This is a genomic window from Microcoleus sp. A003_D6 (assembly GCF_036702825.1).
GTDB lineage: Bacteria > Cyanobacteriota > Cyanobacteriia > Cyanobacteriales > Microcoleaceae > Microcoleus.
The window spans coordinates 9,487-21,237 of sequence record NZ_JAUBWA010000066.1 but is presented as its reverse complement, the minus strand read 5'-3'; the positions used below and the strand labels follow the sequence as shown (position 1 = coordinate 21,237).

Sequence of the window (11,751 nt, the reverse complement as noted above, 5' to 3'; positions counted from 1 at the left end):
AGTTTGAGTTTTATCGTTAACAATTAAGTTTTTCTCGACTGACGCACCCTACAATTACTTTAAAAGCGGATAATACAGTTCTCCAGTTGAGTTGATATAACCGGCCCGATCGCCCGCTAAATTTCCGGTTCCCATAAATACGTCAACTCTCCCCGCGCCTTTGATTGCACCGCCGGTATCTTGATCCAAAACGTACCGGTTCACCGCATTTTGTTCTAGTTTTCCCGCCGCATTTGGATAAGGCAATTTTGTGCTGATTAATGCTAGCGCGCCCGGTGGCATTAAGGCTTTGTCGGTGGCGATCGACCTTTCGGCAGTTACGGGCACTCCAATGCTGCCTGTGGCTGGAACTCCGTTAGTATCCCGGAAGAACACAAAGCTTTGATTTTTCGGCAAATACTTGTCCATTTCCGCCGGAAAATTGGTAAAATATTCGGTTAGTTTCGGCAATGTTAGCTGGTCTAAAGTAAACTTGCCGTCTTTAACTAATTCTCGCCCGACACCTGTATAACTCTGACTGGTTTTGCCCGCGAAACCCACTGTCATGACGCTACCGTCTGTTAGCTGCAATCTCGCGGAACCTTGGACGTGCACGAGAAATGCTTGGAATCGATCGCGCAACCAAACTAATTCTAATCCCCGCAGCAATCCTTTGCTTGCCTGCAAAGCATCTGCGCCTTCCAACTCCAATCTCGTCGGGTGAGGTTTCGGCCAAGAACCCATGTTTGGCGGCACGCGGTACAGGGGGTAACGGTATTCGGAATTCGGCGTGCGAGATGCGGAATAAGTCGGCTCGAAATAACCCGTAAATGCAACTGTTCCTTTGCCGTCTTTTCCCGTGGATTTGTAAAAAACAAATTCGCGCTTGACAGATTCCTGGAGTTGTGCTGGGGTTGTGGAACTGACAACTAATTGGCGGAATCGATCGAGGGAACGCCGAACTCGATCGCGCGTAATTCCTGCGACCCCATAGCGGCTGTAAGCACTTGCAGCGGCTTGGGAGTCGAGATAGCGGAGGCTGTTGCCGATCGACTTTAACAGCAATTCTTTATCACCGGGTTTGCCATTTTCGCCCCAGATTTGAGCGTCAAGCCCGATCGACTCCAATTCACTCGCTTGCAATTGATTTATACTAATTGGTTGCAGCGACGGAACTGCAACGACGGGCACCGAAAAAGCGATCGCCAAAACGCAACAGGCGATCGCTAATAGCTGATAGCGAAAAATCTTGTTCAATTTCCAATCTTTCCTACTCAATTGATAACTTTCCTTATTCCTCGTATCGCTCGATGCTAGAACTATATATCGGTTCTACGCGAATTCCGAGAACGCTGGTAGGCCGAACAACCATGTATTCGCCTTGAATATTTTTGATCGGGACATTGAGAAATTCGGACGAATCTTGTTTGGGAACCAGGGTTTTGCTGTACCACAGTTGAAAATCTTGCAGCGTTGCGAAACGGATTTCTTCGCGGTGGCCGCCCTCAAGCAGCAGGTGCACGGAATATTCGCTGGGAGTTCTAGGCATATTTGTATTTTAGATTTTTGATTTTAAGCTTTTAGAACGATTTCATATTTTACCTCTTACTCGGCGCATTCCCCGATCTAGTAGGTTGGATAGGGAGAGGGGGGGAGGGGGAGAGATTGGTGCAAGCTTAGATTGTGGCATACTTGGCGGGCGATCGATGTTTGGGGTAAGGAAACGGCACGGTGCGGTGTCCTCCCTCCATCTACCGCACCTGCACGGCTGGATGTACGATTGTCACATCCTTGGCGGGTTCAGAGGGCAATTTCATCATCCCATCCGGTGAATTTTACCCGTTTTCCACAGTCAGGAGACGGTAGTGCCGTGTCCCTACAATGATTAATCCGGCAGAAGACACGGATTGTGTATTTTAGAACACGATTTGACCGCAACACTTAAAATAGTCTGGATTTACCGATCGACTGCACCCTTTTCCAATCAATATTTCTGGTTAGCTGGCGGTGTCTGCCAGCCGGAGTCGCGAGGTTCCGCTTCCAAAATGCTGATAATAGTGCACAATCTCAAATTAACAACAAAACTTGCACTATTTTGAGTAAGCTTTTGGTGGAACAGCTCAGAAAGCCTGTTTCTAAGACTGATGCAAAAATGTCGAGTTAATCATTAATCTTGTCCAATTACCAATTACGAACCTATGCCCCGTCGCCAAGACTTAAAAAAGATTCTTCTCATTGGTTCCGGCCCAATTGTTATCGGCCAAGCGTGCGAGTTCGACTATTCGGGGACGCAAGCTTGCAAAGCTTTGCGAGAAGAAGGTTTTGAAGTAGTGCTGGTAAATTCCAACCCAGCAACAATTATGACCGATCCAGAAACGGCCGATCGCATTTACATCGAACCTCTAACGCCGGCCATCCTCGAACAAATCATTGCCAAAGAAAGACCTCAAGCAATTTTACCGACGATGGGCGGTCAAACGGCGCTAAATTTAGCAGTTGCACTCGCTAAAAATGGCGTCTTAGAAAAATACAACGTCGAGTTGATTGGTGCTAAGTTGCCAGCAATTGAAATGGCAGAAGACAGACTTTTATTTAAGGAAGCAATGGCGCGAATTGGCGTCGCTGTTTGCCCTTCTGGAATTGCCAACAATCTCGACGAAGCCAAAGCAATCGGCCACCAAATCGGCAGTTACCCGTTAATTATTCGTCCTGCTTTTACAATGGGCGGCACGGGAGGCGGCATTTCTTACAATCAAGAAGAGTTTGAAGAAATGGCCCAAGGCGGCGTTGATGCTAGTCCCGTATCGCAAATTTTGATCGAACAATCTTTGATCGGTTGGAAAGAGTACGAACTGGAAGTGATGCGGGATTTGGCAGATAATGTGGTGATTATTTGTTCGATCGAGAATCTCGACCCGATGGGCGTCCACACCGGCGATTCGATCACCGTCGCGCCGGCTCAAACTCTGACAGACAAAGAATATCAGCGCCTCCGGGATGCTTCGGTGAAAATTATCCGCGAAATCGGAGTGGAAACTGGCGGTTCTAACATTCAATTTGCCGTCAATCCAGTCAACGGAGATTTCATCGTCATTGAAATGAACCCCCGAGTTTCCCGTTCCTCCGCCTTGGCCTCGAAAGCAACCGGTTTCCCCATTGCAAAAATGGCGGCAAAATTAGCGGTAGGTTACACCCTAGACGAAATTTCCAACGATATCACCAAGAAAACTCCGGCGTCTTTTGAGCCGACAATTGACTACGTGGTGACGAAGATTCCCCGATTTGCCTTTGAAAAGTTCCCCGGTTCCGAACCGACTCTGACAACGCAAATGAAGTCAGTTGGGGAGGTAATGGCGATCGGGCGAACCTTCAACGAATCTTTCCAAAAAGCGCTGCGGGGATTGGAAACCGGTCGCGCGGGTTTCGGGTGCGACAAACCGGAAAAATTGCCGAGTTTGGAACAAATTCGCGCCGGATTGCGCACGCCAAATCCCGATCGCATTTTTACAGTTCGCCACGCGATGATGATGGGAATGTCGGTGGAAGAAGTCTTCGAGCTCACAGCAATCGACCCCTGGTTTTTGGATAAAATGCAGGAATTGCTGGACGCCGAGAAGTTCTTGAAACGGACTGCGCTCAACCAGTTGACAAAAGAGACAATGTTTGAAGTAAAGCAGTTGGGATTTAGCGATCGCCAAATTGCTTACGCCACCAAAACATCGGAAGATGAAGTCCGCGCCTACCGCAAACAGTTGGGCGTAGTGCCGATTTACAAAACAGTTGATACCTGTGCCGCTGAATTTGAAGCGTTTACACCCTATTACTATTCCACCTACGAAGTGGGCGCGGCAATTTGGGAATTGGGCGATGAAGAAAAGAAAATTTCACCAGTCGGTCACAGTCTCGCGCCGGAGTCAGAAGTTTTGCCTTCTACCAAGCGAAAAGTGATGATTTTAGGCGGCGGGCCGAACCGGATCGGACAGGGGATTGAGTTTGATTACTGTTGCTGTCACGCTTCCTATTCCCTAGGGGAAGACGGGTTTGAGACAATTATGGTCAACTCGAACCCGGAGACGGTTTCGACAGATTACGATACCAGCGATCGCCTGTATTTTGAACCTCTAACAAAAGAAGATGTTCTCAACATCATCGAGGCGGAAAATCCCGAGGGAGTAATCATTCAATTTGGCGGACAAACCCCGTTAAAATTGGCAGTTCCTTTACAAAAGGCTCTCGAAAATCATCCTGACGTACAAACAAAAATCTGGGGAACTTCGCCGGATTCAATTGATAGTGCTGAAGACCGAGAAAGATTTGAAAAGATTCTGCGGGAGTTGGATATTCAGCAAGCTGCTAACGGTTTGGCGCGGAGTTTTGAGGATTCTTTAATCGTAGCTCAACGGATCGGTTATCCGGTGGTGGTGCGGCCGAGTTACGTGTTAGGCGGGCGTGGAATGGAAATTGTTTATTCCGATGCAGAATTGGAACGCTACATGACTTATGCCGTACACGTAGAACCGGATCATCCGATTTTAATTGACAAGTTCTTGGAGAATGCGATCGAGGTCGATGTAGATGCGATCGCCGATACTACTGGGAATGTCACAATCGGCGGTATTATGGAACACATCGAAGAAGCGGGAATCCACTCCGGCGACTCAGCTTGTTCTATCCCTTACCAAACGCTTCCCGACTCCGCTTTAGCAACAATCCGCCGCTGGACGATAGAATTAGCAAAATCCCTGAAAGTGATCGGGTTGATGAACATTCAATTTGCCGTTCAAGGGGAACAAGTTTTCATTTTGGAAGCTAACCCGCGCGCTTCTCGAACAGTACCTTTTGTCTCCAAGGCGATCGGAGTTCCCCTAGCAAAAATCGCGTCGCGAGTCATGTCCGGTCAAACTCTGGAAGCTTTGGGTTTTACGAAAGAGATTGTACCCATTCACGTTTCCGTGAAAGAAGCTGTGCTACCGTTTGCTAAGTTCCCAGGGACTGATACTTTGTTAGGGCCGGAAATGCGATCGACCGGCGAAGTAATGGGGATTGACACAGATTTTGGCAAAGCATTTGCCAAAGCTCAACTCGGCGCGGGACAATTGATGCCGCTGTCGGGAACCGTGCTGGTTTCTATGCGCGAGCGCGATAAACTAGCAGTTGTACCGGTTGTCAAGGAATTTTTGGAATTGGGTTTCAAAGTAGTAGCAACTCACGGCACCCGCAAAGTTTTGCGAGAGCAAGGTTTAGACGTAGATTTGGAATTGAAACTGCATGAAGGGCGGCCGAATTTGTTGGACTCGATCAAGAATGAGAAAATCCAACTAATTATTACCACGCCTTCCGGCGAAGAATCCCGCGCCGACGGCATCTTTATTCGCCGCACAGCTTTGACTTACAAAATTCCGATTATTACGACAATAGCCGGTGCTAAAGCGACAGCAGCGGGAATTCGATCGCTCAAATCAAACCCGATGGAAGTAAAAGCAATTCAAGACTATTACCCGCAAACCTAGACTGCGAAACACTCAAACGTAGGGTGCGCCACAAGCACCCTACATATAGAGGTTATGCGTCGAGGACTTCAGCGCACCTTACCCACAACGTAGGGTGTGCGCCACCCAAACCTAATCTGCATCGGCATCCAAAACTCCGCTAGACAGCATCAACCTCGGCCACACTAACAAGAAAAAACCCATCCAAGCCAATAAAGGAATCGCGACTAAAACAGTTATCCAAACAGTTTTTAACAAAAACCAACTACCGCTAATCAGACTCGTACCTGTCAAAAGAATCGACCAAGGCTGACACCACCACGGTTTGTAACTCCAAGGACTAACAGGTTTTTGTTCAGAAACAGTTTTCATATTTGCAGTAATTTTGTATAGATAATAAGAGAGTTAGGTTAATTAACCTAATTTAAACATTCATCACCTGTTCTGCTGTCAGCGTTAATTCGGGAAAAGTCCGCGACACAATTCGTTCACTGCCCTTAAATGCAGTTGTTTGATAGTTACCATCGGCATCCAAAAGGTGGACAAATATAGTTGGAACTTTGGGATTTCCCAGGAAATCTCTGCTGCCAATTGCTAAATAATCGACAATCCAATACTCAGGAATTCCGAGGCGCTGATACTCGTCCAATTTATCAATGTAATCGTCATCCCAATTCGTCGATGTTACTTCCACTGCTAATTGAATTGGTTCCCGTAAAGCAGCATAAGCAGAACGGTTCGATCGCCACAAGTCGCGATCGATTACGCTGACATCCGGTCTCCGCCCTTGTTCTACTCCAGCTTTACTTAAAGTTCTTATAACGGCTGTAATGTTGACTACATAATTCAAATTCAGTCGCCGAATTTCATCATTGAAGTCAAATAACATGAAATTAGCAACATCATCATGATTTCTTGTGGCATTCATCTCTACAATTTCTCCATTTACCAGTTCGTAGCGTCCATCTTCGGGACATTCTACTAGGAATTGGTCAAAGGTCAATTTTTGTGTGACTGTTGCAATCATAATATTTACCCTTATTTTCCAGGAACGCTATTTGTCGATCGTACCACGGCTACCAGTCAAGATAATTGACCAAGGCTGACACCACCAAGGTTTGTAATTCCAAGGACTAATAGCTTTTTTATCGGAAACATTTTTCATATTTTCAGTAATTTTGTATATATTAACGATCGGGCTAGCTAGATCGAACCAATTTAAACATTCATCACCTGTTCTGCTGTCAGCGTTAATTCGGGAAAAGTCCGCGACACAATTCGCTCGCTGCCCTTAAAAGCAGTTGTTTGATAGTTACCATCTGCATCCAAAAGGTGGACAAATATAGTTGGAACTTTGGGATTTCCCAGAAATTCCCTACTGCCAATTGCTAAATAATCGACAATCCAATACTCAGGAATTCCGAGGCGCTGATACTCGTCCAATTTATCAATGTAATCGTCATCCCAATTCGTCGATGTTACTTCCACTGCTAATTGAATTGGTTCCCGTAAAGCAGCATAAGCAGAACGGTTCGATCGCCACAAGTCGCGATCGATTACGCTGACATCCGGTCTCCGCCCTTGTTCGATGCCGGCTTTACTTACAGTTCTGATAACGGCGGTATTTTTGACTACATAATTTAAACTTAGCCGTTTAATTTGATCTTTAAATGAGTCAGACGTAAAATCAGCAACATCATCATGATTTCTTGTCGCATTCATCTCTACAATCTCTCCGTTCACCAGTTCGTAGCGTCCATCTTCTGGACATTCTACAAGGAATTGGTCAAAAGTTAATTTGTGTGTGACTGTTGCGATCATAATATTTACCCTTATTTTCCAGGAATACTATTAGCCTATATTAGCACAGGCAGGAATGAATTTGTTTTTTTGACCGCAGATGAACGCCGATGAGCGCGGATGAATAAAAAATCCATCGCCTTTCTGATATTTGACACTGATATTTTATACTTATGTTTCACACAAATGGTAAAATGCGATCGCCCTAGCAATTTGCACTTAAATATGTTACTGAGGTAAAGTAACAAACCTAAAAAATCGAGCCACTCCAAGGTCAACCCCGAACCATGAGACTAGACGAAGCCGTAGAATTTGCCGAAAACCCAGAGCCGCGGTGTCCCTGCGTCCTCCTGCTGGACACCTCCGGCTCCATGCAAGGCGCACCCATAGATGCCTTGAATGAGGGGCTGGAAGTCTTTAGGAATGACCTAATTAAAGACGAACTAGCTAAAAAGCGAGTTGAAGTCGCGATTATTTCATTTGACAATCATATCAAAGTCGTGCAAGACTTCGTGACCGCCGACCAGTTCGAGACACCGCTGCTGACAGCTCAAGGGCAAACCCACATGGGCGCCGGCATTCAGCTAGCACTAGACACCATTGCCGCCCGCAAATCCGAATACCGCAATAACGGCATTACCTATTACCGCCCGTGGATATTTATGATTACCGACGGCGAACCTCAAGGCGAATCAGACGATGTTGTGGAAATAGCAGCACAGCGCATTAAAGAGGAAGAAACTAACAAGCGCGTGGCATTTTTTGCAGTGGGAGTCGAAGGTGCTAATATCGCCCGTCTCGCGCAAATTGTCGAGCGCACTCCTGTAAAATTGAGAGGATTAGACTTTCGAGAGATGTTCATCTGGCTGTCGGCTAGTATGCAGAGAGTTTCTCACTCAAAAATTGACGAACAAGTCGCACTGCCGCCGCCCGGATGGGGAACTGTTTAGTCAGTTGGCAGTTGGCAGTTGGCAAGCTCGCTAAGCCTTTAAATTGTATCTCAAGAAATTATCAAATTCTTGTGGGGTGGGCTTCTAGCCCGCCCAAAATATTTAATTTAAATACAGCACAGCTTAAGGTATCCATCGCGCACACTAAGTTTTGAATTTACGCAGTTTTGAATAAAAGAGTTATTAATGGAGAATTCATCTTTTAATTGGCAAGTTGTAGCGGCATCGGTGATAGGTACGAGCCACGAAAAACGATCGCAGCCCTGTCAAGATGCCCACTGCTGGCGCATCTTGCCGAACGGTGTTTTGGTAGCAGCAGTTGCTGACGGCGCTGGTTCGGCAACACTCGCAGAAGTGGGGGCGAAAATTGCTGTAGAAGCAGTTGTGGAAACGATTTGCCGGCAACAGGAAAGGCTGCCTCAAAATGACAGCGAATGGCAGGTATTCTTGAGTGCATCGCTGCAAGTCGCGCGGGCGCAGGTGGAAGCAGAAGCGGCAGTGCGGGAAACGGCGGCGAGAGATTTAGCCTGTACTTTAATTGCGGTTGTTGCTACGCCGGAATTAATCGCTGTTGCTCAAATCGGCGACGGTGCGGCGGTGGCGGGCGACAGTACAGGAAATGCGATCGCCCTGACTGTACCCCCTTGCGGCGAATACATCAACGAAACTATCTTTTTGATTTCGCCAAATGCGATCGAAACCGCGCAATTTCAGGTACTGCGGGAAAAACTGCGGCACTTGGCGGTTTTTTCCGACGGCTTGCAAATGCTAGCCCTCAAAATCCCGGAAGGTACGCCGCACCAGCCGTTTTTTGCGCCTTTGTTTCGGTTTTCTGGCGAGTGGAAAGAAGAGGAAGATGCGAAACAGCAGTTAGAGTCATTTTTGCGATCGCCCCGCGTGTCCGAACGCACCGATGATGACTTAACATTATTGTTAGCAACTTTTGCGAGTTCGGAGGCACAGGACAATTAAAAATAGACTGTTGGCAAAAGCGAACATCCATCTAAGTCAATCGGCGTTGTTTATCTGCGTTTAAAAATTCCCGCTACTGAATTTGGCCGCAAGTCTAATGCGTTCAACCGAGCGAGCGGTGAAAATTTGGTGCGCTTCTATAATAAAATCGAGGTGTCACACAATTCTGGTTTAGTTTGTACAGTAGGTCGTCGTTTGCAAGCACAAGAGATTAAGGATAAGCTCAACTCCCTAATTAGCGAAGCAGATCCAATAGATCCGAGTTTGGCGAAAAGATTGGATGAAATCAATCGCTGGCTGAAAGATGTTAAACCCGGTTCGCTAACTGCTAAAAAATTTGTGATGGCTTTTTTGCTACAGCTTATCCGAGATTCTCAGGTTTGGCTGGCAGTTCAATCTCTACCTTCGGAAAGAGAACAAAAAGCCGCGTTTGAGTTAATGAGTCCGGGGGAAAGGTATTGGTACAGCTATCTATTTCCTAAATGGCTGAGGGAAAACGATCGCAAATTTTACATCTGGAAACAAAAACTCAAGGCCGGTAAATTCGATCCGGCTGACGATCTCGTCATTCGAGCGATCGCAGCCCGGATTGTCGAACGCCAAGGTACTGTTTTGTATCGCTATGTTGCGGATCTTTCTATGGCAACCGATTCGATCGTTAGCAACCGCCAACAGCAGCCCCTCTGCATTCAAGTCACTACTCTTTCTGATGAGTTTTCTCAAGAAAAATATCAAAATTGGCAACAAACTCTTCAAGATTGGGGGATTGACAGAGGATTATTTTTAAGTTATAATAAAACCGATGCAAATTTCCTGAACCAGTTAGTTAATATTGCATTATATAATAGCGATAATTTGCCCGCAGGTCGTTACCTCAAGTTCCCTTAAATCAACCCGATCTGCTGCTGAGAATAGTCCGACTGCTAAAAACTCGGTGAACAAGAAATTTTGAATAACTTACATATTCCAGAATTCTCGACAATGCCACAAACTTAACCCTCAGACCGCTTCCCGCAAAAGGGAAGGCTATGCCAAGATTCTTCCTCCCCTTTTCTGTTTCCGGGAGGGGTCTGGCAAACTGCGGCAACAGGCATAGGTGTCAATTTAATTTCAAACGTAGCATCGGTATGCTGTTTGAGTATTAGGCCCTCGATCCCCCCAGCGATCGCCTTCTTAAGGAGGGGACAGGAGTCTACTTAAAGTTTCCCTTCTTCAGGGGGATTTAGAGGGATCGAGACTCGGTTATAAACGAGAGATACAAAGGTTTTGAGGCGATTGTTGACACGATGAAAGGCAACAGGTGCTGCGTAAGTCCTGGCTAAGCAACGGGAAGATTTACCCAAGCAATCAATCTTGTGAAATAACTAGCAACAGGCAGTGCAAATTAAATAGAGATTTGATTTAATCGCGGTGAATTTGTTGGAAATAAAATCAAATTACATGAAAACCAATACTATGACAGTACAAGGTACGAACACCGTTGAAAATAACTTGCAGAAAGTCTGGGAAGAACTGGAAGCGGCCAGAAAAATGCAGGATGAATGGATGAATTACGGGGTAGATTTTGTGGATTTGTATGTTGAAGATACTGGCGGTGATTGGTTGGAAAAGTGGGGAAAATGTGAAGAAGAATTAGAGCTAATAAAAAATAACAATGTGAATGTGGATGTTGAAGCAGTCAAAGCAGCGATCGACCTTTCCAGCTTTCAGCAGACAAAACTGCTGGAAATTGCCTTGAATAGCCGTTACTATACCAGCGATTACCCCGATCGCCCGGAGGAGTCTCCCGCTTGGCAAGAGGTTAAGCACAAACGGCTGTCACTTCTAGGCGGAGCGATTTTCAGTGCAGTTGTTACCGATTACCTGTACCGCGAATATCCAGAACTAGATCCAGATGCTATCTCAACCTTAAAAGCTCGTTTAGCCGACCCGAAAAAACTTGCGGAATTTGCACAAAGTTTGAAATTAAACGAACTATGTTGGCGCGTAGGGAATGGGAAAGAAACCGAAAAAAGCGAGTACAATAGATTTTTTTCTGAGACTTTTGAGGCTTTGTTTGGCGCGATTTACTTGGAGTTCGACCGCGATTTTTTTCGTGGGGGAAACTGGCTGATTCAGCGCTTGATTGAAACAACTGTTAGCCAGCATCTGGATCTAACTGGGCGGCGACAAACAAGCCTGGAAAACGAGGTGAAACGGCGGGAAATCCTGGGTGCGGACATTCTAGATGCGATCGCGATCGACTATTTGTACAACCGCTTTCCCGAACGCAACGCCAGCCAGCTAACTCGCTGGAAAAAGATGTTAGCGGCCAAAGAAATTTTTCCCAAAGACTTTAAGGCAAAACTAGGCAGTCAGTACCTGGAATTGGGAAGCAATTTCTCGCGCACCCGCGACTGGCTGGTGGATAACTTTATCCAAACGGCAGTTGACGAACTGGAAGAGGAAACAGGCGATCGGCTAAACTAAAATCAACTCCTAAAAAAAAATGGGAAAAAAGCAATGGTTACACAACTGCAATCTCCCGACAAATCAAAGATCATCTACCCCGACGATAACGG

General features: G+C 46.2%; 11 protein-coding genes. 5 read left to right on the top strand and 6 right to left on the bottom strand.

What is annotated here, in order from left to right:
• Positions 1 to 54: 54 nt before the first annotated feature.
• Both mltA and QUB70_RS18735 read right to left on the bottom strand, forming a co-directional pair.
• Entirely contained in the window at positions 55 to 1,236 is a 1,182-nt protein-coding gene (mltA, locus tag QUB70_RS18740; protein WP_332982642.1) for a murein transglycosylase A, read from the bottom strand.
• A gap of 34 nt (positions 1,237 to 1,270) precedes the next feature.
• Positions 1,271 to 1,528 carry a hypothetical protein gene (locus QUB70_RS18735; RefSeq protein ID WP_332982641.1) on the bottom strand — a complete coding sequence of 86 codons (258 nt, stop codon included), beginning with the start codon at positions 1,526 to 1,528 and terminating at the stop codon, positions 1,271 to 1,273.
• A 649-nt stretch (positions 1,529 to 2,177) separates the two neighbouring features.
• Between QUB70_RS18735 and carB the strand changes: the two genes are divergently transcribed.
• Positions 2,178 to 5,489 (top strand): carbamoyl-phosphate synthase large subunit, encoded by a 3,312-nt coding sequence (carB, locus tag QUB70_RS18730; protein WP_332982639.1) that lies wholly within the window; start codon positions 2,178 to 2,180, stop codon positions 5,487 to 5,489.
• 111 nt (positions 5,490 to 5,600) lie between these two features.
• On the opposite strand, the gene QUB70_RS18725 is transcribed toward carB, so the two are convergent.
• The 4 genes from QUB70_RS18725 to QUB70_RS18710 are packed head-to-tail and all read right to left on the bottom strand — an operon-like array spanning position 5,601 to position 7,289.
• Positions 5,601 to 5,840: a DUF6737 family protein gene (locus tag QUB70_RS18725; RefSeq protein WP_332982638.1), complete on the bottom strand. Its 240-nt coding sequence runs from the start codon at positions 5,838 to 5,840 to the stop codon at positions 5,601 to 5,603.
• A gap of 52 nt (positions 5,841 to 5,892) precedes the next feature.
• The gene (locus tag QUB70_RS18720; RefSeq protein ID WP_332982636.1) at positions 5,893 to 6,495 is read right to left on the bottom strand and encodes a Uma2 family endonuclease; all 603 of its coding nucleotides are present in this window, start codon (positions 6,493 to 6,495) and stop codon (positions 5,893 to 5,895) included.
• A 27-nt stretch (positions 6,496 to 6,522) separates the two neighbouring features.
• Positions 6,523 to 6,633 (bottom strand): DUF6737 family protein, encoded by a 111-nt coding sequence (locus QUB70_RS18715; protein ID WP_332982633.1) that lies wholly within the window; start codon positions 6,631 to 6,633, stop codon positions 6,523 to 6,525.
• 53 nt (positions 6,634 to 6,686) lie between these two features.
• Positions 6,687 to 7,289, bottom strand: a complete 603-nt coding sequence (locus QUB70_RS18710; RefSeq protein WP_332982632.1) for a Uma2 family endonuclease — start codon at positions 7,287 to 7,289, stop codon at positions 6,687 to 6,689.
• 266 nt (positions 7,290 to 7,555) lie between these two features.
• Between QUB70_RS18710 and QUB70_RS18705 the strand changes: the two genes are divergently transcribed.
• The 4 genes from QUB70_RS18705 (at position 7,556) to QUB70_RS18690 (ending at position 11,659) form a co-directional block, all read left to right on the top strand.
• Positions 7,556 to 8,218: a vWA domain-containing protein gene (locus QUB70_RS18705; protein ID WP_332982630.1), complete on the top strand. Its 663-nt coding sequence runs from the start codon at positions 7,556 to 7,558 to the stop codon at positions 8,216 to 8,218.
• 186 nt (positions 8,219 to 8,404) lie between these two features.
• Positions 8,405 to 9,190, top strand: coding sequence for a PP2C family serine/threonine-protein phosphatase (locus QUB70_RS18700; RefSeq protein ID WP_332982629.1), 786 nt, complete (start codon positions 8,405 to 8,407; stop codon positions 9,188 to 9,190).
• A 153-nt stretch (positions 9,191 to 9,343) separates the two neighbouring features.
• Entirely contained in the window at positions 9,344 to 10,078 is a 735-nt protein-coding gene (locus QUB70_RS18695; protein ID WP_332982627.1) for a hypothetical protein, read from the top strand.
• Positions 10,079 to 10,630: 552 nt separating this feature from the next.
• Positions 10,631 to 11,659 (top strand): ribonuclease III domain-containing protein, encoded by a 1,029-nt coding sequence (locus tag QUB70_RS18690; RefSeq protein WP_332982626.1) that lies wholly within the window; start codon positions 10,631 to 10,633, stop codon positions 11,657 to 11,659.
• The last annotated feature ends 92 nt before the right edge of the window (positions 11,660 to 11,751 follow it).

Excerpts from the sequence above, each read along its gene's own strand:
- QUB70_RS18735 (WP_332982641.1), bottom strand. The coding sequence starts at position 1,528 with ATGCCTAGAACTCCCAGCGAATATTCCGTGCACCTGCTGCTTGAGGGC.
- QUB70_RS18715 (WP_332982633.1), bottom strand. The coding sequence starts at position 6,633 with ATGAAAAATGTTTCCGATAAAAAAGCTATTAGTCCTTGGAATTACAAA.
- QUB70_RS18705 (WP_332982630.1), top strand. The coding sequence starts at position 7,556 with ATGAGACTAGACGAAGCCGTAGAATTTGCCGAAAACCCAGAGCCGCGG.
- QUB70_RS18720 (WP_332982636.1), bottom strand. The coding sequence starts at position 6,495 with ATGATTGCAACAGTCACACAAAAATTGACCTTTGACCAATTCCTAGTA.
- QUB70_RS18700 (WP_332982629.1), top strand. The coding sequence starts at position 8,405 with ATGGAGAATTCATCTTTTAATTGGCAAGTTGTAGCGGCATCGGTGATA.
- QUB70_RS18710 (WP_332982632.1), bottom strand. The coding sequence starts at position 7,289 with ATGATCGCAACAGTCACACACAAATTAACTTTTGACCAATTCCTTGTA.
- carB (WP_332982639.1), top strand. The coding sequence starts at position 2,178 with ATGCCCCGTCGCCAAGACTTAAAAAAGATTCTTCTCATTGGTTCCGGC.
- QUB70_RS18690 (WP_332982626.1), top strand. The coding sequence starts at position 10,631 with ATGAAAACCAATACTATGACAGTACAAGGTACGAACACCGTTGAAAAT.
- QUB70_RS18725 (WP_332982638.1), bottom strand. The coding sequence starts at position 5,840 with ATGAAAACTGTTTCTGAACAAAAACCTGTTAGTCCTTGGAGTTACAAA.